Genomic DNA, 20,912 nt, shown 5'->3' on the forward strand with positions numbered 1-20,912 from the left:
GGGTAGGCGCAGAAAGGACGAGCCGTGGACGGGACCGAGACCGGCTGGGGCCGGCCTGCGGAACCAGCCCCGCGCTGGCGGGCGCTGCTCGACCGTGCCCGGCATGGTAACCGCAGCGAGGAGCCGGACGAGGCTCAGCAGGACGCCCAGCAGCAGCAACAGCGAGGTCAGCAGCCGCCGGCCGGCCGTGGCGCGGCCCCGGTGGAACGCCGGCCGTTCAATCCGCTGGACCCGCGGGCGGCCGAGCGCCGGCCCGCCGAGCCGCCGGCCGAGCAGCGCCCGATGCCGCAGCGGCCGATCAACCCGCTCGACCCGCGCTGGCAGTCCCGCCGCGACGCCGAGCAGCAGAACAGCTTCTTCGAGCCGGCGCCGCGGTCCGGCCAGCCTCCCGCGCAGCCGCCGGCCCCGGCGCAGCCGCCCGCCCGGGAGTACGGCGCGGGCGCCGGTTACGCCGCCCCGCCCCGGGAGTATCCGCCGAACGGGTACGCGCCCGGCACCGGCTACCCGCAACCGCCGAACGGCTACTCGCCGCCGGCCTATCCCCCCGCGCAGGCAGCGCCGGCTCCGGCGTACCCCCAGGCCCCTCCTGCTCCGGCTGCCCCGCGCACGCCCGCTGTGCAGCCCGCGCCGACCTCGCCCGCCCCGGCGGCGGCCCGGATCGAGTGGCGGCAGACCCGCGCCGACGACGGGATGGACCGGGCTGTCGGGGTGATGCGCCGCAAGCTCGGCAAGCCGCGCGTGCTGGCGTTCGCCAACCCGAAGGGCGGGGTGCACAAGACCACCGCCACCGTGCTCGCCGCGGCCACCATCGGCAGCGTGCGCGGCCGGGGGGTGCTCGCCTGGGACGACAACGAGCTGCGCGGCACGCTCGGTCTGCGGGCCGGCAGCGCCCGCCACGCCCGGACGATCAAGCACCTGCTCGCCGACCTGATGCGGATCGAGAACCTGCACGGCGACGCGCTGCTGCAGGAGCTCGACGCCTATCTGCGGCACGCCTCGGACGGGTCGTACGACGTGCTCGCCGGTGAGGAGAACCCGCGGTTCGCCCAGCGGCTCGACCAGAGCACTGTGCGCCGGGTGATGGATCTGCTGCGGCGTACCCATGACGTGATCTGTGTGGACACCGGCAACAACGTGGAGAGCGTGAACTGGCAGACGGTGATGCGCACCGCCGACCAGCTGGTGATCACCACGGTGCCCCGCGAGGACGCCGCGTTCACCGCCGACTGGATGCTCGACGTGCTCGAGGAGAGCGGGATGGGCGACATGGTGTCCAACGCCGTGACGTTGATCTCCTGCCCGTCGCCGGGTCACCTGCCGCTGCTCGAGGACTTCAAGAAGCACTTCGCCACGCGTACGCGTGCGGTCGCCGTGGTGCCCTACGACCCGGCGCTCGAGGTCGGTTCGTCGATCGAGTACGGCGATCTGCAGAACGAGACACGCCAGGCCTGGCTGCGGGCCGCGTCGACGATGCTGGAGCCGTTCGCGGAGTAGGTTTCGTCGTACGTCCGGGCTAGGCTTCTCGGCGCCGTCAAGGAAGAGGGGGTTCCGGGTGTCTGACTCGTTCGTGCACCTTCATGTGCACACCGAGTATTCAATGCTCGACGGGGCGGCCCGGATCAAGGAACTCCTCGGTGAGGCGAAACGGCTCGGCATGCCGGCCGCCGCGATCACCGACCACGGCAACATGCACGGCGCCTACGAGATGTACAGGCAGGCCAAAGACGCCGGCATCATCCCGGTGATCGGCGTCGAGGCCTATCTCGCGCCCGATTCGCGGCTGACCAAGAGCCGGGTCAAGTGGGGCCGTCCGGAGCAGAAATCGGACGACGTCTCCGGTAACGGTGCGTACACGCACATGACCATGTGGGCGCGCAACGCGGTCGGTTTGAAGAACCTGTTCCGGCTCAACTCGCGGGCGTCCATCGAGGGCCAGCTCGGTAAGTACCCGCGGATGGACTTCGACATCATCGCGGAGCACGCCGAGGGCATCATGGGCACCACCGGCTGCCCGTCCGGCGCGGTGCAGACCCGGCTGCGGCTCGGCCAGTTCGACGAGGCGCTCAAGTCCGCCGCGATGTACCAGGAAGCCCTCGGCAAGGACAACTACTTCCTCGAGATCATGGACCACGGCCTCTCCATCGAGAAGCGGGTCCGGGACGGCCTGCTCGAGATCGGGCAGAAGCTCGGCATCAAGCCGCTGGTGACCAACGACTCGCACTACACGTACGAAGCGCAGGCCGAGGCGCACGACGTGCTGCTGTGCGTGCAGACCGGCAGCAACGTGGCCGACCCCAACCGGTTCCGGTTCGACGGCAACGGCTACTTCGTGAAGTCGGCCGACCAGATGCGCGCGGTGGACTCGTCCGAGGCCTGGCAGGAGGGCTGCCGCAACACGCTGCTGGTGGCCGAGAAGGTGGACATCGACGGGATGTTCACCTTCAAGAACCTGATGCCCCGGTTCCCCATCCCGGACGGCTACACCGAGGAGGAGTACTTCCGGCATGTGGCGTTCGAGGGCCTGCGCCGGCGCTTCCCGGACGGCATCCCGGAGACGCACGTCAAGCAGGCGGAGTACGAGTTGGGCGTCATCATCCAGATGGGCTTCCCGGCGTACTTCCTGGTCGTCGCCGACTTCATCCAGTGGGCGAAGAACAACGGCATCGCCGTCGGCCCGGGTCGTGGCTCGGCCGCGGGCTCGCTGGTGGCGTACGCGATGGGCATCACCGACCTCGACCCGCTGCCGCACGGCCTGATCTTCGAGCGGTTCCTCAACCCCGAGCGTGTCTCGATGCCCGATGTCGACATCGACTTCGACGAGCGCCGGCGCGGCGAGGTGATCCGGTATGTGACGGAGAAGTGGGGCGACGACCGGGTCGCCCAGATCGCGACGTTCGGCACGATCAAGGCGAAGGCTGCGATCAAAGACTCGGCCCGGGTGCTGGGCTACCCGTTCGCGGTCGGCGACCGGATCACCAAGGCCATGCCGCCGGACGTGATGGGCAAGGGCATCACCCTCGGCGGCATCTTCAACAAAGAGGACAAGCGGTACAACGAGGCCGGTGAGATCCGCTCGCTCTACGAGACGGACCCGGACGTCAAGAAGGTGATCGACACCGCGCGCGGCATCGAGGGCCTGATCCGGCAGACCGGTGTGCACGCGGCCGGCGTGATCATGTCCGCCGAGCCGATCATCGACCACATCCCGCTGATGCGCCGGGCCACCGACGGCGTGATCATCACGCAGTTCGACTACCCGACCTGCGAGACGCTCGGCCTGCTGAAGATGGACTTCCTGGGCCTGCGGAACCTGACGATCATCGACGACGCGAACAAGAACATCGAGCTCAACCACGGCAAGGCGCTGGATCTGCTGGCCCTCCCGCTGGACGATCAGGCGGCGTACGACCTGCTGGCTCGCGGCGACACCCTGGGCGTGTTCCAGCTCGACGGTGGCCCGATGCGCTCGCTGCTGCGCCTGATGAAGCCGGACAACTTCGAGGACATCTCCGCCGTCCTGGCGCTCTACCGTCCCGGTCCGATGGGCGTCGACTCGCACACCAACTACGCGCTCCGTAAGAACAAGCTCCAGGAGATCACCCCGATCCACCCGGAGCTGGAGGAGCCGCTGCGCGAGATCCTGGAGCCGACCTACGGCCTGATCGTCTATCAGGAGCAGGTGCAGCGCGCCGCGCAGATCCTCGCCGGTTACAGCCTCGGCCAGGCCGACCTGCTCCGCCGCGCGATGGGTAAGAAGAAGAAGGAGATCCTCGACAAGGAGTTCGTCCCGTTCCGCGACGGCTGCCGGGAGAACGGCTACTCCGACGAGGCCACCCAGGCGGTGTGGGACGTGCTGGTCCCGTTCGCCGGCTACGCGTTCAACAAGGCGCACTCCGCGGCGTACGGGCTGGTCTCCTACTGGACGGCGTACCTGAAAGCGCACTACCCGGCCGAGTACATGGCCGGTCTGCTCACCAGCGTCGGTGACGACAAGGACAAGATGGCGGTCTACCTGGCCGAGTGCCGCCGCATGGGCATCCAGGTGCTGCCGCCGGACGTGAACCAGTCGGCCGGCCCGTTCACCCCGGTCGGCAAGGACATCCGGTTCGGTCTCGGCGCGGTCCGCAACGTCGGTGGCAACGTCGTCGAGGCGGTCGTCCGGTGCCGCAAGGAGAAGTCGGAGTACACCGACTTCTACGACTTCCTGTCCAAGGTCGACGCAGTGGCCTGCAACAAGCGGACCATCGAATCCTTGATCAAGGCGGGCGCCTTCGACTCGATGGGGCACAGCCGCAAGGGTCTGCTGGCGGTGCACGCCGAGGCCATCGATGCGTACGCGGATGTCAAGCGCAACGAGGCAGCCGGGCAGTTCGACCTCTTCGGCGCCTTCGGTGACACCGACTCCGGGGTGTCGGCGACGGTCGCCATGCCGGTGATCGGCGACAGCGAGTGGGACAAGCGCGACAAGCTGGCCTTCGAGCGGGAGATGCTCGGCCTCTACGTCTCCGACCATCCGCTCGCCGGTCTCGAGGTGCTCCTGCAGAATTCGGCGGACACCAGCATCGCCGCGCTCAACGAGGAGGGCTCAGTGCCGGACGGCCAGGTGGTGACCCTCGCCGGCATCCTCACCGGGGTGCAGCGCCGGATCACCAAGCAGGGCCGGGCGTGGGCCTCAGCTACCCTGGAGGACCTGGCCGGCGGGGTCGAGGCGCTCTTCTTCCCGAACACGTACGAGCTGGTCGGGCAGTACATCGCCGAGGACGCGATCGTGGTGGTGAAGGGCCGGGTCGACCGGCGCGACGACACCCCGCGGATCATGGCGATGGACATGTCCATCCCCGACATCACCCACAACCCGGACACCAAGCCGGTCACCCTCACGATGCCGATCACCCGGTGCACACCGCCGCTGGTGGACGAGCTCAAGGAGATCCTGGTGAGCCATCCGGGCGACACCGAGGTGCACGTCCACCTGCAGAACGGCAGCCGGACCACGGTGATGCGCCTCGGTGGCGTCCGGGTCGCGGCGACCCCGGCGCTGCGGGCCGACCTCAAAATGATCCTCGGCCCGTCGGCCGTGGCCTGACGGCGACGGCCGATCTGGAAGGATCGCAGGGTGCACCCGAGTGAGGAGCCGGCCGAGCCGCCGTACCGTCCGGATCAGCCGTACCAGCCTGAACAGCCCGGCCGGTGGTCGGTTCAGCGGTGGGGGATCGAGTACGGCAGCCGCCGGCCGTGGCGCCGGACGCTGACGGTCGCCGTCGTGCTCACCGCGGTGGTCAGCGCTCTGGGCGTGCCGCTCGGGCTGCTCTGGGCGTGGCTGGCACCCGGTGTGCCGGTGGTCGACATCGGCGACAACGGCGTGGTGGTGAACGACCCCTCACCCGAGCAGTACATCGCGGCCGACGGCTGGTTCACCCTGCTCGGCCTCGGCTTCGGGATTCTCGTGGCGGTGGCCGCCTGGCTCGTCCTGCGCCGGGACCGCGGCCCGTTCCTCCTGCTCGGCGTGGTGCTCGGCACGTCGATCGCGGGCCACTGGGTGGCGCCGTTCGTCGGCGAGCTGATCGGCCGCGACGACTACGACCAGTGGCGCGCCACCGCGGCGCGCGGCGCCACCTTCCTGGCGCCGCCGGAGGTGCACTCGCTCGGCCCCACGCTGGTGCCGGCGTTCGCCGCGGCGATCGTGCTGACCCTGCTGGCCGGCTGGTCGAACGATCCGGATCTGGACCATCCCGGCGCCCAGCCCGGCTACGGTCCCAACCATCCGGGCATGCTGCCGGGCTACCCCGGCTATCCGGGCGCCTACGACGTCCCTGATCACCGCGTCTACGAGCCGCCCTTCGACCAGCCGGTCCCGCCGCCCGGCACGAACGGGGCCGGCGTCGGTTCGGAGCCCGCTCCGCCGGACCCGAATCGGCCCGCCTGACGCTGCGCCGGCGCGCTTGGCGCTGGGCCGGCCGGCTTGGCGCAGGCGCCGACCGGCTTGGTGCTGCGCCGGCCGGCTTGGAGTCGCGCTCCGGCGGTCAGTTCGGGCTGGCGGGGCGGGCGAGGTCGGAGAGCGGGACCGGGACCGCGCGGACCCGGGCCAGCAGACCGGCCTCGCGGTTGAGCAGGCGCAACTCGGCGCGCAGCCGGCTCGCCGTGTCAGGCATGGCGAGCAGCAGCTGGCGCTCCTCGACGGTGAGCTGCGCGGTGGCGGCGACCAGGTGGGACAGCACGGTCGGGTCGTCGGGCACCTGGTCGAGCACCTCGGTGTTGGGGCGCAGCAGCTCCAGGTAGGTCTGGAAGGCGGTCAGCACCCGCGGCGCGAGCAGGTGGGCCGTCTGGTCGGCCGCGTCCTCCTCGGGCAGCCAGCGGACCTGCGCTGTGAGGTATGGCGCGCTGCCCTGCTCGATGCTGAGGACGGTGAACCGGCGCCGGCCGACGGTCATGATGTCGAAGCGGCCGTCCGGCAGCTCGGTGACGTGGCGCAGCTCGGCGGTGCAGCCCACCTCGTAAAGATCGGCGGCGCTGATCGGGGGTGTCTCCGTGGCCGCGCCGTCGCCGGGATCCGGCGCCACCTCGCTGCCGTGCCGGAGGGTGACCACGCCGAACTCGTGCGGTGTCTCCGCCGACTGCGCCACCAGCTCCCGGACGAGCGTGCGGTAACGCTCCTCGAAGATGTGCAGGGGCAGGACCAGACCGGGGAAGAGCACCGTGCTCAGCGGGAACACCGGCAGCCGATCGCTCACGCGTTCAGCCTAGTCTCCGACCGACCTTGGTCAACCCGGGCGAGAGGCGAGGTGTCTCAACGCCTGGGCCTGCCGGTCGCGGGCGGTAACTCGATTCCGGGGCCGCCTAGACTGGGCGTGTGCTGAATCGGATCGACCTGCGCGGCTCCCGCCGGGACCCGCGCGGACTGCTGCCCCGTGCCCAACTCGACGTCTCCGTCGCGGTCGAGAAGATCCGCCCGGTCGTCGAGGCGGTGCATCAGCATGGGTTCAGCGCGATCCGGGAGGCGACCGAGCGGTTCGACGGCGTCCGGCTGGAGCGCCTGCGGGTGCCGGCCGAGGCGATCGCCGCTGCCGCCGAGACCCTCGACCCGGAGGTGCGCGCCGCCCTGCTCGAGGCGATCAAGCGGGCCCGCAAGGTGCACGCCGACCAGCGCCGCACCGACGTGACCACGCAGGTCGTCGACGGTGGCACGGTCACCGAGCGCTGGGTGCCGGTGCGCCGCGTCGGGCTCTACGTCCCGGGCGGCCTGGCCGTCTACCCGTCGACCGTGGTGATGAACGTGGTGCCCGCCCAGGAGGCCGGCGTCGAGGGCCTGGTCGTGGCGTCGCCGCCGCAGACCGCCAACAACGGCCTGCCGGACTCGCGGGTGCTGGCCGCCTGCGCGCTGCTCGGCGTCGACGAGGTCTACGCGGTCGGTGGCGCCCAGGCGATCGCGATGCTGGGGTACGGGTCGGACGGCGCAGACGAGGGCGACCGGTGTGAGCCGGTGGACGTCATCACCGGGCCGGGCAACATCTGGGTGACCGCGGCGAAGCGGATGCTGCGTGGCACCGTCGGGATCGACGCCGAGGCCGGCCCGACCGAGATCGCCATCCTGGCCGACGAGACCGCCGACCCGCGGCACGTCGCCGCCGACCTGATCAGCCAGGCGGAGCACGACCCGCTCGCCGCGAGCGTGCTGGTCACCGACTCGACGGCGCTCGTCGACGCGGTCGAGGTCGAGCTGGGCAAGCAGGTCGCGGCCACCAAGCACGACGAGCGGGTGCGGACCGCGCTGACCGGTGAGCAGTCCGGTGTGGTGCTGGTCGACGACCTCGAGCAGGGGCTGGCGGTCGTCGACGCGTACGCGGCGGAGCACCTGGAGATCCAGACGCGCGACGCGCGGCAGTGGGCCATGCGGGTCCGCAACGCCGGCGCGATCTTCGTCGGCGCCTGGGCGCCGGTCTCGCTCGGCGACTACGCGGCGGGGTCCAACCACGTGCTGCCCACCGGCGGCTGCGCCCGGCATTCGTCCGGCCTGTCGGTGCAGTCGTTCCTGCGGGGCATCCACGTCGTGGAGTACACCGAGGAGGCTCTGCGCGATGTCGCCGGCCACGTGGTGGCGCTGGCAAACGCGGAGGACCTGCCGGCGCACGGAGATGCTGTCAAAGTGAGGTTCGGCCAGTGACCACGATCGACGATCTGCCGATCCGGGATGATCTGCGCGGCAAGTCGCCCTACGGCGCGCCGCAGCTCGACGTCGCGGTCCGGCTGAACACCAACGAGCATGCCTTCGCGGTCCCGCAGCCGGTGGTCGAGGCGATGCGCAAGATGCTCGACGCCGAGCTGGCCGACCTCAACCGCTACCCGGACCGGGACGCGGTGGCGCTGCGCACCGACCTCGCTGACTATCTGGGGCACGGCCTCACCTACCGCAGCGTGTGGGCGGCCAACGGCTCCAACGAGGTGCAGCAGCAGCTGCTCCAGGCGTTCGGCGGCCCGGGGCGGACCGCGCTCGGCTTCGGCCCGTCGTACTCGATGCATCCGCTGCTCGCGGGCGGCACCGGCACCCGCTGGATCGGTTCGCTGCGTGACCCCGACTTCGGGCTGCGTCCCGAGGCGGCGATCGCGGAGATCGAGAAGCACGACCCGGACATGGTCTTCCTCTGCTCGCCGAACAACCCGACCGGCACCGCGCTCGACCCGTCGGTGATCGACGCCGTGCTCGGCGCGGCGCGCGGCATGGTGCTGGTCGACGAGGCCTACTTCGAGTACGCCCGGGCCGGCACCCGCAGCGCGATCGAGTTGCTTCCCGGGCACCCGCGCCTGGTGGTGACCCGGACCATGAGCAAGGCGTTCGGGTTCGCCGGTGGACGGCTGGGCTACTTCGCCGCCGACCCGGCCGTGATCGACGCGGTCCAGCTGGTGCGCCTGCCGTACCACTTGAGCGCGCTGACCCAGGCCGCCGCGCGGGCCGCCGTCTCGCAGAGCGCCGCGCTGCTGGCCACCGTCGAGCAGATCAAGGTCCAGCGTGACCGGATCGTCTCCACCCTGCGGGCCCGCGGAGTCCGGGTCGCCGACAGCGACGCCAACTTCGTGCTGTTCGCCGTCTCCCCGGACCAGAAGGCCGACTGGCAGGCGTTCCTCGACCGGGGCGTGCTGATCCGCGATGTGGGCCTGGCCGGCTGGCTGCGGGTCACCGCCGGCACCGAATCCGAGACGACTGCTTTCCTGAACGCTGCTGAGGAGATCCTTTCGTGAGCCGCACCGCCCGCATCGAGCGCGTGACCAACGAGACCAAGGTGCTGATCGAGATCGACCTCGACGGCACCGGCAAGGGCGACCTGAACACCGGGGTCGGCTTCTACGACCACATGCTCAACCAGCTCGCCAAGCACGGCGGATTCGACCTGACCGTGCGCTGCGAGGGCGATCTGGAGATCGACTCGCACCACACCATGGAGGACACCGCGATCGCGCTGGGCGAGGCCTTCGCCCGCGCGCTCGGCGACAAGCGGGGCATCCGGCGGTACGGGTCGGCCACCATCCCGATGGACGAGGTGCTGGTCCGGGCCGCCGTCGACCTGTCCGGCCGGCCCTATGTGGTGCACGACGAGCCGCTGCTCACGCCGTACATCGGACCGGTCTACGCGACCAGCATGACCCGGCACATCTTCGAGGCGTTCGGCCACGCGGCCAAGGTGACCCTGCACGTGGACGTGCTGCGGGCCTGCCGGCCGGGCGGCCACCCGGACGCGCACCACGTGGTGGAGGCGCAGTTCAAGGCGTTCTCCCGGGCGCTGCGCGAGGCCGTCGAGATCGACCCGCGCAACGCCGGGGCGCTGCCGTCCACCAAGGGGGTGCTGTGATCTCCCTGGTCCTGTTCGCGCTGGCCGGCATCCTGCTGGGCGGCGTGATCCAGCTGGTGAAGTCGGATGCCACGAAGTTCAGCATCGGCCTCACCGCGGTGCTCGCGCTGCTGGCCACCGCGGGCGGGTTCGCCTGGTGGCCGTCGGGGGAGGCGTGATGAAGGTCGTCATTCTGGACTACGGCTCGGGGAACCTGCGCTCGGCGGAGCGGGCCGTCGCCCGCACCGGTGTGGACGTGACGGTGACCGACGATCTGGCGGCCGCGGCTGCCGCGGACGGTCTCGTGGTGCCCGGTGTCGGGGCGTACGCGGCGTGTATGGCCGGGATCGAGCAGCTCGGCGCCGGCCCGGTGATCGCGGACCGGGTGGCGGCCGGCAAGCCGGTGCTCGGCATCTGCGTCGGCATGCAGATCCTCTTCGACTCCGGTGTGGAGCACGGGGTGGAGACCAAGGGGCTGGGCCTGCTGCCGGGTTCGGTCACCAAACTCGCCGCGCAGCGCATCCCGCACATGGGCTGGAACACCGTGCAGGTGCCGGAGGGATCCCGGCTACTGGCCGGTCTGCCCGCTGACACGAGGTTTTACTTCGTCCACTCGTACGCCGCTCAAGATCTTGACCTTTTGGCGCAGGCCGGCGCCGAGGTGACCAGCGCAAGCCACGACCTGCCGTTCGCGGCCGTGGTGGAGGCCGGCGCGCTCAGCGCTGCCCAGTTCCACCCGGAGAAATCGGCGGACGCCGGGTTTGCGCTGCTCAGCAACTGGGTCGCGACCCTGCGGTGAGCAAGGAACGCGCGCGACGGCGGGCCGAGCGGCTCGCCGTCCTGGAGAAGGAGAAGGCGGTCCGCGCCCGGAAGGTGGCCCGGCGCGGCCGGCGCCAGGCCCTCGTGCGGCGCCTCAAACCGCGGTTCGGCCGGGACGGCCGGCTCTATCACCGCAGCCGGCGGCAACGGATCGGCATCGTGGTCGTCACCCTGCTGGCCGTCGCGGCGGTCTGGACGCTCATCCCGGACCTCGCACTTCGCATCATCCTGACCGCCATGCTCGTCCTGGCTGTGCCGGCCCTCGTCGTCGTGGTGCTCGGCCGCCGCGCCTGAACCCGTTCTCTAGGGAGAAGAATGACCCTCCAACTGCTGCCCGCCGTCGACGTCGCCGACGGCCAAGCCGTCCGCCTGGTGCAGGGCGCCGCCGGCTCGGAGACTGCCTACGGTGACCCGCTCGAGGCCGCGCTGGCCTGGCAGAACGACGGCGCCGAGTGGATCCATCTGGTCGACCTGGACGCCGCTTTCGGCCGCGGTTCGAACGCCGAGCTGCTCGCCGACGTGGTGCGCCGGCTCGACGTGAAGGTGGAGCTCTCCGGCGGCATCCGGGACGACGAGTCGCTGACCCGGGCCCTGTCCACCGGCGCCCAGCGGGTCAACATCGGCACCGCCGCGCTGGAGGACCCGGAGTGGTGCGACCGGATCTGCGGCGAGTACGGCGACCGCGTCGCGATCGGCCTGGACGTGCGCGGCCGCACCCTTGCCGCCCGCGGCTGGACCCGGGACGGCGGCGACCTGTACGAGGTGCTGGCCCGGCTCGACAAGGCGGGCGCGTCCCGCTACGTCGTCACCGACATCACCAAGGACGGCACCATGCGCGGGCCGAACCTGGACCTGCTGCGTGAGGTGTGCGCCGCCACCGACAAGCCGATCATCGCGAGCGGTGGGGTCTCCAAGCTGGACGACCTGCGGGCGCTGGCCACCCTGGAGCCGGTCGGGGTCGAGGGTGTGATCGCTGGTAAGGCGCTTTACGCGGGTGCTTTCACCGTGCGTGAGGCGCTCGACGTGCTCGCGGCCTGAGCCCAGGCTTCGCGTAACGCTTGTTCGGCGGCCCGGATTGCCGGCCGGGCCGCCGCCGAATCACGCCAGGCGACCACGACGTGACGGGTAGGCGTCGGACTTATCCGGACAACTCGGACTTCACGCGGCAGTGGCGGCCGGGCCAGCCGGGGGATCAGGCCGACGCCCAGCCCGGCGGCGATCAACGTCAACTGCGTCTCGAACTCGCCGACCTGGAAGTCCGGGACCACGCCGGGCAGCTTGCGGATCAGATACTCATAGCAGACGTCGCCGGCCCGGACCGCGATCCAGTGCTCGTCACGGGCCTCCTCCAGGGTGGCGGTTCCGCGCAGCCGGTGATCGTCCGGCACGATGAGATCCGCGTGGTCGGCGCCGATCTCCACCTTGGTGACGCAGTCCGGATAGCGCAGACCCACCTCGGGCCAGTCGTCCAGCACGGCCAGGTCGACGTGCCCGCGGCGCAGCAGCTCCAGGCCCTCGTGCGGGTTGACCTCGATCAGGCCGGTGGTGAGCTGCGGATGCCGGCTCTTCAAAGAGCGCAGGGCGTGCGGCATCAGGGCCCGGCAGGCGGTCGCGAAGGCGGCCACGGTGAGCCGGCCGGTGACCGTGTCCCGGTGTGCGGCGAGCGCGGCCTCCGCCTCGTCCATGCTGGTCAGCACCCGCTCCGCGTGGTCGGCGAGCACCCGGCCGGCCTCGGTGAGCCGCAGTCGCCGGCCGTCCTTCTCGACCAGGGTGGCGCCGGTCTCCCGCTCCAGCTTCGAGATCTGCTGGGAGACTGCGGACGGCGTACAGTGCAGGGCCTGACCGGCCGCGAGGACCGTGCCGTAGCTGGCCACCGCGTGCAGCGCGCGCAGCCTGCCGAGGTCAATCATGTAGCGATGCTACATTCTGGGTGTAGGTTAATTTGCTGGTGCTTAAGGTTTCGGGAAACCAGGCTGAGCCGTATGAGACCGCGTGACCTCGCCCTCGCCGTCGCCGTGGCGGCGATCTGGGGCATCAACTTCGTCGCCATCGACGCCGGGCTGGACCATTTCCCGCCGCTGCTCTTCTCCGCGCTGCGGTTCGGGCTGGCCGCCTTCCCCGCGGTGCTGCTGGTCGGCCGCCCGCAGGTGCCGTGGCGGTGGATCGTGATCGTCGCGCTGGTTCTCGGCGTCATCAAGTTCTCGCTGCTCTTCGCCGGGATGGCGGCCGGGATGCCGGCCGGCCTCAGCTCGCTGGTGCTGCAGAGCCAGGCCGTTTTCACGATGTTCTTCGCGGTCTGGTTCCTGCGCGAGCGGCCGCGGCCGATCCAGATCGCCGGCCTGGCCGTCGCGGTTGCCGGCGTCGTCGTGGTGGCCACCCGGATGGCCGCCGAGCTGCCGGCCTTCCTGCTGCTGATCGGCGCGGCGGCAGCCTGGGGCCTGTCCAACATCGCCACCCGCAAGGCGTCCCCGCCGGACACGCTCAACTTCATGGTCTGGGTCAGCGCTCTGGCCACCGGCCCACTTCTGGTGCTCTCCCTGATCATCGACGGTCCGGCCACCGACCTCGCCGCGCTTCGCGCGATCGACACCGAGGCGGTGCTGGCCCTGCTGTACATCGCTCTGCTCTCCACGCTCGCCGGCTTCGCCGGCTGGGGTTTCCTGATGCGCAGGTACGGCGCCGCGACCGTGGCGCCGTTCTCCATGCTCGTCCCGTTCTTCGGCATCGCGTCGGCCGCTCTCGTGCTCGGTGAGCCGATCTACCGGGTGGACGTGATCGGCGGTGTGCTCGTCGTCGGCGGCGTGCTTTTGGGACTGGTCCGGGCCCGGCCGGTGGCGACGAAGGAACTGGTTAGGGTTGGGGCATGACGGTCGCGGTACGAGTGATCCCCTGCCTGGACGTGGACGCCGGGCGGGTGGTGAAGGGTGTCAACTTCGTCGACCTGCGGGACGCCGGTGACCCGGTGGCGCTGGCTTCGGCGTACGACGCGGCCGGTGCGGACGAGCTGACCTTCCTCGACGTGACCGCCTCCTCCGACGACCGCGGCACCATGCTCGACGTGGTCCGGCGGACCGCTGAGACGGTCTTCATCCCGCTGACCGTCGGCGGCGGCGTGCGCTCGGTGGAGAACGTGGACGTGCTCCTGCGCGCCGGCGCGGACAAGGTCGGCGTCAACACCGCGGCGATCGCCCGTCCCGATCTGATCCGCGAGATCGCCGAGCGGTTCGGCAACCAGGTGCTGGTCCTCTCGCTCGACGTGCGCCGGTCGGCCGAGCAGCCGAGCGGCTGGGAGGTCACCACCCACGGCGGCCGGCGCAGTGCCGGGCTCGACGCGATCGAGTGGGCCGCCCGGGTGGCGGACCTGGGCGCCGGTGAGATCCTGCTGAACTCGATGGACGCCGACGGGACGAAGGCCGGCTTCGACCTCGAGCTGATCCGCGCGGTCCGGGCCGTCGTCGACATCCCGGTCATCGCCAGCGGCGGGGCGGGCGCGGTCGAGCACTTCCCGCCCGCGGTCGAGGCCGGCGCCGACGCGGTGCTGGCGGCCAGCGTGTTCCACTTCGGAGACCTCAGCATCGGCGAGGTGAAGGACACACTGCGGTCGGCCGGAAACCCGGTCCGCTGATATGGTCTGCCGCATGACTTTCTGGTGGCCCGCCTGATCGGCGGACCCCCGTACCAGGCCGCCTCTCCGAGGCGGCCTTTTCCGTGTCTTCGGTGGGGCCTGAACCTTCTGGAGAACATCGATGAACACCTGGCCCGAACTGGTCACCCGCCTGCTCGCGAACGAGGACCTGACCGCGGAATCGGCCGCCTGGGCGATGGAGCGCGTGATCGCGGGTGAGGCGCGGCCCGCACAGCTCGCGGCCTTCCTGGTCGCGCTCCGCGCCAAGGGCGAGGCGGCGGCCGAGATCGACGGCTTCGTCACCGCGTTGTTGCACGCCGCCACCCCGGTGTCCGTCGCGGGCGACACCCTCGACATCGCCGGCACCGGCGGCGACGGCACCAACGCCGTCAACATCTCGACCATGGCCGCCGTGGTGGCCGCCGCTACCGGAGTCACCGTGGTCAAACACGGTGGCCGGGCCGCCTCGGCGACCAGCGCCGGCTCGGCGGACCTGGTGGAGGCGCTGGGCGTACCGCTGGACCTGCCGCCCGAGCGGAGCGCCGGGATCGGGATCACCTTCCTCTTCGCGCCCCGAGTGCATCCAGGCATGCGGTACGCGGCCCCGGTGCGGCGCGAGCTGGGCGTGCCGACCGTGTTCAACCTGCTCGGTCCTTTGATCAACCCGGCGCGGCCGGCGTACCGGCTGGTCGGGGTGGCCGACGCCCGGATGCTCCCGGTGATCGTCGAAGTGCTCCGCCGGCGTGGGTCGAACGCCCTGGTGGTTCGCGGTGACGACGGTCTCGACAAACTCAGCACCAGCACGACGTCGCAGGTGTGGACAGTCCGGGACGGTGTGGCGACACACACCGTGCTCGACCCCAGGGACCTCGGACTGGCCCGCCCGGCGCCCGGGGCACTGCGGGGCGGGGACGCCGCGGCCAACGCCCGGGTCATGCACGAGCTGCTGGCCGGTCAGCGGGGACCTGTCCGCGACGCCGTCCTGCTCAACGCGGCGGCGGCGCTGACCACGACCGGGACAGCGCTCCCGGAGGCGCTGGCCCGATGTGCGGAAGCGGTCGACTCCGGGGCGGCCGCCGCCACCCTCAAACGCTGGGTCGAGCTAGCGGCCGTCGGCTAGCCGCATGCTGTACTCACGGACCGCGGCGCTGTACGTCTGCTCGTCCAGCGACCAGTCGGAGTAACCGGGCTCGGCGGACCGGTTCAGCTGGGCCTGCAACGTCATCACGGCGGAGGAGAGCCCACTGAACGGCCTGGTCCGCCAGAGCTGCTCACCGGCCGGGGCGACCGCGATCAGATCGTCGTCGACAGTGATCAGCCCGGCCCCGGCGAGGCGGCGGACCGCCTCCTCCAATTCGTCGCGGCTGGGCACGCTGTGGTGCAGGAAATCCGCCGCGGCCAGCAGGTCGGCCAGGGTCGCCCCGGTCACCGGCAGGGCAGCGTGCAGCGCCCGATCCCGTTCCAGTCGCTCGGCGATCACCGCGGAGACGAAGATCCAAGCGTCGTTCCAGTGCCAGCCTCCGACCCCCATGCCGCAATGATGCCGTGTGGTCGGCTCACCCGGAAGCGAATGTGTCCGGATGATCACTGCTCGACGAGCACCGGCTCCTTACGCTCCGGCACGGTGAGCATCGGCAGGAACAGCTGCACGAGAGGGCCGATCGCCAGCGCGTACGCAATCGTCCCGATGCCCACCGTGCCGCCCAGCAGGAAGCCGATGCCCAGCACGGTCAGCTCGATGCCGGTGCGGATCATCCGGAGCGACAGCCGCGGGAAGCGGGCGGCCAGCCCGGTCATCAGACCGTCCCGCGGGCCCGGGCCCATCCGGCTGCCGATGTAGAGACCGGTCGCGAAACCGTTCAACAGGATCCCGCCGACCACATAGCCGACCCGCACCGGAATCGACTCGCCCGCCGGCAACAGCGCGAGCGCGGCATCAGCCGCAAAGCCGACAACCACCAGATTGGCCACTGTCCCGAAGCCGGGTCGCTGCCGCAGCGGGATCCAGAGCAACAGGACGGGTACGCCCGTCAGCAGCACAACCCAACCGAAGCTGATCCCGGTGACCATGGAAACGCCCTGGTGAAAGACGTCCCACGAGTTGCCGCCGAGGCTCGACTCGACCATCAGCGCCATGCTGACGCCGTAGAGGATCAGGCCGGCGAAGAGTTGGGGTACGCGACGGAGCAAGCTCATGCTGCCACTCTTCATGCCAATCCGCCGGTGCTAAAGTGCCAATTCTCGGGAGGTGGCTATGACAACGTCGGTGCGCGGGGACCAATTGGCTCGTCTGCTCGGTCGGTGGCACTCGCTGCCGGGCCGTCGGCGCAGCCCTGACTACGCGGCCCTGGCTGCGGCGGTCCGCGGTCTGCTGTCGGACGGGCGGCTCGCGCTGGGCGTCCGGCTGCCCGCCGAACGGGAACTCGCCGAAGCCCTCGGAGTGAGCCGGACCACGGTGTCCGCGGCGTACCGGGCGTTGCGCGAGACCGGCCACCTGAACAGCCGGCGCGGCGCCGGAAGCTGGACCACCCTGCCGCACGGCCACCGGGTCGCCACCTCCGGGCTGTGGACGCCGGAGGACGACCTCGACATGATCGACCTGGGCTGCGCGGCCTCCGCGGCGCCGGTCGAGCTGGTGCCGGCGGCCCGGGCGGCCGCCGACGACCTGCCGCGCTACCTGGGCAGCGCCGGGTACCACCCGACCGGGCTGCCCGAGCTGCGGGCGGCGGTCGCGGAGGCGTACACCGCCCGAGGCGTGCCGACGTCGGCCGAGCAAATCATGATCACCAGCGGTACGCAGCAGGCGCTCGACCTCGTCCTGCGGCTCTCCGTGCCGGTCGGGGCGCCGGTCCTGGTGGAAACCCCCACCTACCCCAACGCGCTGGCCGCGCTCGCCGCCCGCCGCGCCCGGATCAGTACGCACGGGATGGACATCGCCACCGGCTGGGACGGCGAGATGCTGCTCGGCGCGCTGCGGCAGACCCGGCCTCGGCTGACCTACGTGATCCCCGAATTCCACAACCCGACCGGCCACCTGATGCCCACCGAGCTGCGCGAACGCCTCGTCGCCACGGCACACTCGACCGGCGCCGAACTGGTCGTCGACGAATCCTTCGTCGACCTGCCGCTCGACGGCACGCCGATGCCGCCGCCGGTCGCCGTCTTCGACCGGCACTCCCGGGTCACGTCGATCGGCGGGATGAGCAAGGCGTACTGGGGTGGCCTGCGCATCGGCTGGGTCCGCGCCTCCGCACCCCTCGTCCAGCGGCTGGCCGCGATCCGGGTCGGCGTCGACCTGGGCAGCCCCGTCCTGGAACAACTCGTCGCCGTCCACATGCTGCGCATGGCCCCGGAAATCGTCGCCGCCCGCCGCGCCCAGCTCCGCTTCCGCCGCGACGCCCTGGTCGGCGCCCTGCGCGAACAGCTGCCGGAATGGCGCTTCTTCGTCCCCGGCGGCGGCGTAACCCTCTGGGCCGAACTCGACGGCCCGATCTCCAGCGCCCTGTCCCGCGCCGCCGAAGACGTCGGCGTGCGCTTGGCCCCCGGCCCCCGCTTCGGCCTGGACGGCACGCTGGAGCGTTTCCTCCGCCTGCCTTTCACCCTGCCCGCCGACGACTTGACCGAGGCCGTCCAGCGCATCGCCTCCGTACGCCACGACCTCGACCACACGGCCCGCCCCGCTTGGCGCACCCCTGCGGTGATCACCTGAGCCGGCCCACCTGCGGCCCACACCCTCACGGCGCCCCACACCGAACTGCCGGGCGGCCCCGCTAGCGGTCGCTGTCACCGCCCACCCGGCCGCCGTTCGCCCACCCGGCCGCCGTTCACCCACCCGGCCGCCGTTCGCTTACCCGGCCGCCGTTCGCCCACCCGCCGGGTGGGCCGTTCACCCACCCGCCGGCCGCCGGCAGCGAGCCGCCGCTGGGGCGTCCTTTGGCGGGTTCGTAGCGTGTCTGGGCGGCGGCTGGCGTCGCCGGGCCGCCGTTGAGGCGTCCTATGGCGGGTTCGTAGCGTGTCTGGGCGGCGGCTGGTGCCGTCGGGCCGCCGTTTAGGCGTCCTATGGCGGGTTCGTAGGGAGTCTGCGCGGCGGCTGGCGCCGCCGGACCGCTGCTGGGGCGTCCTTTGGTGGGTTCGTAGCGTGTCTGGGCGGCGGCTGGTGCCGCCGGGCCGCCGTTGGGGCGTCCTTTGGCGGGTTCGTAGGGTGTCTGCGCGGCGGCTGGCGCTGCCGGGCCGCCGCTGAGGCATCTTACGGCCGGTTCGTAGGGTGTCTGCGCGGCGGCTGGCGTCGTCGGGCCGCCGTTGAGGCGTCCTATGGCGGGTTCGTAGCGTGTCTGGGCGGCGGCTGGTGCTGCCGGGCCGCCGTTGAGGCGTCCTATGGCGGGTTCGTAGCGTGTCTGCGTGGCGGCTGGCGCCGCCGGGCCGCCGCTGAGGCACCTTACGGCCGGTTCGTAGCGTGCCTGAGCGGCGGCGCTCGTGCGGGCGAGCCGCCGCTCAGCCGTGGAACCGGCGGGCGGTTGCGTGTCTGGTGGGCGGCTGGTTGGGTTCGGTCGGCGGGGGCGTGGCCGGCCGGGATGTGCTTAAGCCCGGCGGCCGCGTTTCGGCCCGGAGTTGCTGATGGCCGCGCGGCTCGGCGGGACGATGTGAATGCGGCGGGGCGGCGTCGCCCGTACCGGAAAAGATGAAGCCGGCGCACCCGCAAAGGGCGCGCCGGCTTGGGACAGCGAGGTCGAGACGGTCAGATCTGGGCGAGCGACCCCGCGTACATCTTGTCGATCTGCTCGGCGAAGTTGGCCTCGACGCTGCGCCGCTTGATCTTCATGGACGGGGTGATCTCGCCGGCCTCGATGCTGAGGTCGCGGGGGAGGATCGCGAACTTCTTGACGGTCTCCCAGCGGTTCAGCTTGGCGTTGAGTTCGGCGATGTAGCCCTCGACCAGCGCGTGGGTCTCCTTCGCCGCGACGATCTCGTCGTAGCTCTTGCCGGCCAGCGGGCCGGAGGCTGCCCACGTCGTGATCGCTTCCTCGTCGAGGGCGATCAGCATCGTGACGAAGTTGCGGTTCTGCCCGACGACGACGGCCTGCGAGGTGTACGGGCAGACGGCCTTGAACGAACCCTCGATCGCCGACGGGGCGATGAACTTGCCGCCGGAGGTCTTGACCAGGTCCTTCTTCCGGTCGGTGATCTTCAGGTAGCCGTCGGCGTCGAGCTCGCCGATGTCGCCGGTGCGCAGGAAGCCGTCCTCGGTGAACGCCTCGGCGGTGGCATCCGGCAGGTTGTGGTAGCCGCGCATGACGGGCGCGCCGCGCAGCAGCACCTCGCCGTCGGCGTCGATGCGGACCTCGAGGTCGCCGAGCGGCTGGCCGACGGAGCCGATCTTGAGCTTGCCGCGCCGGTTCACGAAGTTGGCGGCGCAGGCCTCGGTCATGCCGTAGCCCTCGAGGATCGGCAGGTTGGCCGCCGCGAAGAACTCCGAGATGTCCCGGCTGAGCGCGGCCGAACCGCTGACCAGCACCTGGATGTTGCCGCCGAGCTTGGCCTGCAGCTTGGAGAAGACCAGCTTCTCGGCGATCGAGTACTGCAGCGCGAGGCCCGCGGGTACGGGCTTGCCGGCCTGCTGCAGGGCGACCCGCTTCTTGCCGGTGGCCACCGCCCAGCTGAAGATCTTCGGCTTCAGGCCGGTGCCGCCGAGGCCGCTGGTGACGGTCTTGTTGTAGACCTTCTCGTAGATCCGCGGCGGGGCGCACATCAGGGTCGGCTTGACCACGGCGAGCAGGTCGATCAGCCGGTCGACCCGGCCGTCGACGTAGGTCGGCACGCCGACGTGCAGGATGCCGCAGAGCAGCGTCTTGCCGAACGCGTGCGACATCGGCAGCCACAGGTAGTGCAGGTCCTGCGGGGAGAACAGGCCGAGGTCCTCCTGGGCGACACCCTCCCAGGTCCAGCCCTTGTGCAGCAGCTCGACGCCCTTGGGCCGGCCGGTGGTGCCGGAGGTGTAGATCAGGGTGGCGAGGCTGTCCGGGCCGAGCTGGGCCACCACGTCGTCGATCAGCGTGGGGTTGCGCTTGAGCGCGTCGGCGCCGAGCTGCTCCAGGTCGGCGAGGGTGATCTGCGGCGGGGTGGCGCCGGCGTCGGCCGGGCCCTCGATCAGCACCACCTTGGTCACCGCGGTCTCCGCGCCGGCGATCTTGAGCGCCTGCTTCGCGTTCTCCGCGATCAGCACCTTGGACCCGGAGTCGGACACGATGAACGTGGTGTCCTCGGGCTCGGTGGTCGGGTAGACGGTGGTGGCCGCGGCGCCGGCGACGTTGATGCCGAGGTCGGCGAGGATCCACTCGAGCCGCGTGTTGGAGAGGATCGCGACCCGGTCCTCCAGGCCGACGCCCAGCTCACGCAGGCCGGCGCCGATGGCCTTGACCCGGTCGCCGACCTGGCGCCAGGTCAGCCACTCCGGCCCGGTGTCGGTCGCGTTGGGGGCGGCGAGTGCCTTGGCATCCGGCGTCTTCGCCACGCGCTGAAAGAGCATGTCCGGGATCGACCGGTAGGGAACCTCGAGAGCCATCACGCGCCGCCTTAAAAGCTGAACGGGGAGTTATGTAACGCCAGTGTTACCGGAGAGTAATGTGTGTCCGGCCTCACGGCTAGGTCTC

Annotated in this window: 19 protein-coding genes; 14 read left to right on the forward strand and 5 right to left on the reverse strand. The window is 71.1% G+C overall.

Annotation, left to right across the window (positions count from 1 at the left end):
- The first annotated feature begins 24 nt into the window (after positions 1–24).
- Genes OHA21_RS48155 through OHA21_RS48165 form a run of 3 tightly spaced genes read left to right on the forward strand, consistent with a single transcriptional unit; the run spans position 25 to position 5,926 of the window.
- Positions 25–1,494 (forward strand): MinD/ParA family ATP-binding protein, encoded by a 1,470-nt coding sequence (locus tag OHA21_RS48155; protein WP_328467131.1) that lies wholly within the window; start codon positions 25–27, stop codon positions 1,492–1,494.
- Positions 1,495–1,552: 58 nt separating this feature from the next.
- On the forward strand, positions 1,553–5,086 hold the full coding sequence (gene dnaE / locus OHA21_RS48160) for a DNA polymerase III subunit alpha (RefSeq protein ID WP_328467133.1): 3,534 nt from the start codon (positions 1,553–1,555) through the stop codon (positions 5,084–5,086).
- Positions 5,087–5,116: 30 nt separating this feature from the next.
- Positions 5,117–5,926, forward strand: a complete 810-nt coding sequence (locus tag OHA21_RS48165; protein ID WP_328467135.1) for a hypothetical protein — start codon at positions 5,117–5,119, stop codon at positions 5,924–5,926.
- A gap of 97 nt (positions 5,927–6,023) precedes the next feature.
- On the opposite strand, the gene OHA21_RS48170 is transcribed toward OHA21_RS48165, so the two are convergent.
- Positions 6,024–6,731: an LON peptidase substrate-binding domain-containing protein gene (locus OHA21_RS48170; protein WP_328467137.1), complete on the reverse strand. Its 708-nt coding sequence runs from the start codon at positions 6,729–6,731 to the stop codon at positions 6,024–6,026.
- Between the two features lie 119 nt (positions 6,732–6,850).
- Here OHA21_RS48170 and hisD point away from each other — a divergent pair, with 119 nt between their 5' ends.
- Genes hisD through priA form a run of 7 tightly spaced genes read left to right on the forward strand, consistent with a single transcriptional unit; the run spans position 6,851 to position 11,678 of the window.
- Positions 6,851–8,161: a histidinol dehydrogenase gene (gene hisD, locus OHA21_RS48175; RefSeq protein WP_328467139.1), complete on the forward strand. Its 1,311-nt coding sequence runs from the start codon at positions 6,851–6,853 to the stop codon at positions 8,159–8,161.
- Positions 8,158–9,234 carry a histidinol-phosphate transaminase gene (locus OHA21_RS48180; RefSeq protein ID WP_328467141.1) on the forward strand — a complete coding sequence of 359 codons (1,077 nt, stop codon included), beginning with the start codon at positions 8,158–8,160 and terminating at the stop codon, positions 9,232–9,234. Before hisD ends, OHA21_RS48180 begins: the two co-directional genes overlap by 4 nt.
- Positions 9,231–9,842, forward strand: a complete 612-nt coding sequence (hisB, locus tag OHA21_RS48185) for an imidazoleglycerol-phosphate dehydratase HisB (RefSeq protein ID WP_328467143.1) — start codon at positions 9,231–9,233, stop codon at positions 9,840–9,842. Before OHA21_RS48180 ends, hisB begins: the two co-directional genes overlap by 4 nt.
- Positions 9,839–10,000: a hypothetical protein gene (locus tag OHA21_RS48190; RefSeq protein ID WP_328467145.1), complete on the forward strand. Its 162-nt coding sequence runs from the start codon at positions 9,839–9,841 to the stop codon at positions 9,998–10,000. The genes hisB and OHA21_RS48190 overlap by 4 nt, the downstream gene beginning before the upstream one ends.
- Positions 9,997–10,620 (forward strand): imidazole glycerol phosphate synthase subunit HisH, encoded by a 624-nt coding sequence (hisH, locus tag OHA21_RS48195; protein WP_328478997.1) that lies wholly within the window; start codon positions 9,997–9,999, stop codon positions 10,618–10,620. The genes OHA21_RS48190 and hisH overlap by 4 nt, the downstream gene beginning before the upstream one ends.
- Positions 10,617–10,934 (forward strand): hypothetical protein, encoded by a 318-nt coding sequence (locus OHA21_RS48200; RefSeq protein ID WP_328467147.1) that lies wholly within the window; start codon positions 10,617–10,619, stop codon positions 10,932–10,934. The genes hisH and OHA21_RS48200 overlap by 4 nt, the downstream gene beginning before the upstream one ends.
- A gap of 21 nt (positions 10,935–10,955) precedes the next feature.
- Positions 10,956–11,678, forward strand: a complete 723-nt coding sequence (gene priA, locus OHA21_RS48205) for a bifunctional 1-(5-phosphoribosyl)-5-((5-phosphoribosylamino)methylideneamino)imidazole-4-carboxamide isomerase/phosphoribosylanthranilate isomerase PriA (RefSeq protein ID WP_328467149.1) — start codon at positions 10,956–10,958, stop codon at positions 11,676–11,678.
- Here priA and OHA21_RS48210 read toward each other — a convergent pair.
- The gene (locus OHA21_RS48210) at positions 11,627–12,550 is read right to left on the reverse strand and encodes a LysR family transcriptional regulator (protein ID WP_328467151.1); all 924 of its coding nucleotides are present in this window, start codon (positions 12,548–12,550) and stop codon (positions 11,627–11,629) included. The two genes, priA and OHA21_RS48210, sit on opposite strands and share 52 nt — an antisense overlap.
- A 72-nt stretch (positions 12,551–12,622) precedes the next feature.
- Here OHA21_RS48210 and OHA21_RS48215 point away from each other — a divergent pair, with 72 nt between their 5' ends.
- From OHA21_RS48215 to trpD, 3 genes are all read left to right on the forward strand, one after another.
- Positions 12,623–13,507 carry an EamA family transporter gene (locus tag OHA21_RS48215; RefSeq protein WP_328467153.1) on the forward strand — a complete coding sequence of 295 codons (885 nt, stop codon included), beginning with the start codon at positions 12,623–12,625 and terminating at the stop codon, positions 13,505–13,507.
- On the forward strand, positions 13,504–14,265 hold the full coding sequence (gene hisF, locus OHA21_RS48220; RefSeq protein WP_328467155.1) for an imidazole glycerol phosphate synthase subunit HisF: 762 nt from the start codon (positions 13,504–13,506) through the stop codon (positions 14,263–14,265). The genes OHA21_RS48215 and hisF overlap by 4 nt, the downstream gene beginning before the upstream one ends.
- A 121-nt stretch (positions 14,266–14,386) precedes the next feature.
- The gene (gene trpD / locus OHA21_RS48225; RefSeq protein ID WP_328467157.1) at positions 14,387–15,385 is read left to right on the forward strand and encodes an anthranilate phosphoribosyltransferase; all 999 of its coding nucleotides are present in this window, start codon (positions 14,387–14,389) and stop codon (positions 15,383–15,385) included.
- Here the strand turns inward: trpD and OHA21_RS48230 are convergent.
- The gene (locus tag OHA21_RS48230; protein WP_328467159.1) at positions 15,368–15,796 is read right to left on the reverse strand and encodes a hypothetical protein; all 429 of its coding nucleotides are present in this window, start codon (positions 15,794–15,796) and stop codon (positions 15,368–15,370) included. The genes trpD and OHA21_RS48230 overlap by 18 nt on opposite strands.
- Positions 15,797–15,849: 53 nt before the next feature.
- Positions 15,850–16,461 (reverse strand): membrane protein YczE, encoded by a 612-nt coding sequence (gene yczE, locus OHA21_RS48235; protein WP_442875036.1) that lies wholly within the window; start codon positions 16,459–16,461, stop codon positions 15,850–15,852.
- Positions 16,462–16,519: 58 nt separating this feature from the next.
- Here yczE and yczR point away from each other — a divergent pair, with 58 nt between their 5' ends.
- Entirely contained in the window at positions 16,520–17,974 is a 1,455-nt protein-coding gene (gene yczR / locus OHA21_RS48240; protein WP_328467163.1) for a MocR-like transcription factor YczR, read from the forward strand.
- Positions 17,975–19,000: 1,026 nt separating this feature from the next.
- Here the strand turns inward: yczR and OHA21_RS48245 are convergent.
- A complete protein-coding gene (locus tag OHA21_RS48245; RefSeq protein ID WP_328467165.1) occupies positions 19,001–20,824 on the reverse strand; it encodes an AMP-dependent synthetase/ligase in 1,824 nt (607 codons plus the stop codon).
- Between the last annotated feature and the right edge of the window lie 88 nt (positions 20,825–20,912).

This window comes from Actinoplanes sp. NBC_00393 (assembly GCF_036053395.1).
In the GTDB taxonomy this organism is placed as follows: Bacteria; Actinomycetota; Actinomycetes; order Mycobacteriales; family Micromonosporaceae; genus Actinoplanes.

What these genes read in the sequence shown, in the direction of transcription:
- priA (WP_328467149.1), top strand. Translation starts at nt 10,956, where the DNA reads ATGACCCTCCAACTGCTGCCCGCCGTCGACGTCGCCGACGGCCAAGCC.
- OHA21_RS48210 (WP_328467151.1), bottom strand. Translation starts at nt 12,550, where the DNA reads ATGATTGACCTCGGCAGGCTGCGCGCGCTGCACGCGGTGGCCAGCTAC.
- OHA21_RS48215 (WP_328467153.1), top strand. Translation starts at nt 12,623, where the DNA reads ATGAGACCGCGTGACCTCGCCCTCGCCGTCGCCGTGGCGGCGATCTGG.
- hisF (WP_328467155.1), top strand. Translation starts at nt 13,504, where the DNA reads ATGACGGTCGCGGTACGAGTGATCCCCTGCCTGGACGTGGACGCCGGG.
- trpD (WP_328467157.1), top strand. Translation starts at nt 14,387, where the DNA reads ATGAACACCTGGCCCGAACTGGTCACCCGCCTGCTCGCGAACGAGGAC.
- OHA21_RS48230 (WP_328467159.1), bottom strand. Translation starts at nt 15,796, where the DNA reads ATGGGGGTCGGAGGCTGGCACTGGAACGACGCTTGGATCTTCGTCTCC.
- yczE (WP_442875036.1), bottom strand. Translation starts at nt 16,461, where the DNA reads ATGAGCTTGCTCCGTCGCGTACCCCAACTCTTCGCCGGCCTGATCCTC.
- yczR (WP_328467163.1), top strand. Translation starts at nt 16,520, where the DNA reads ATGACAACGTCGGTGCGCGGGGACCAATTGGCTCGTCTGCTCGGTCGG.
- OHA21_RS48245 (WP_328467165.1), bottom strand. Translation starts at nt 20,824, where the DNA reads ATGGCTCTCGAGGTTCCCTACCGGTCGATCCCGGACATGCTCTTTCAG.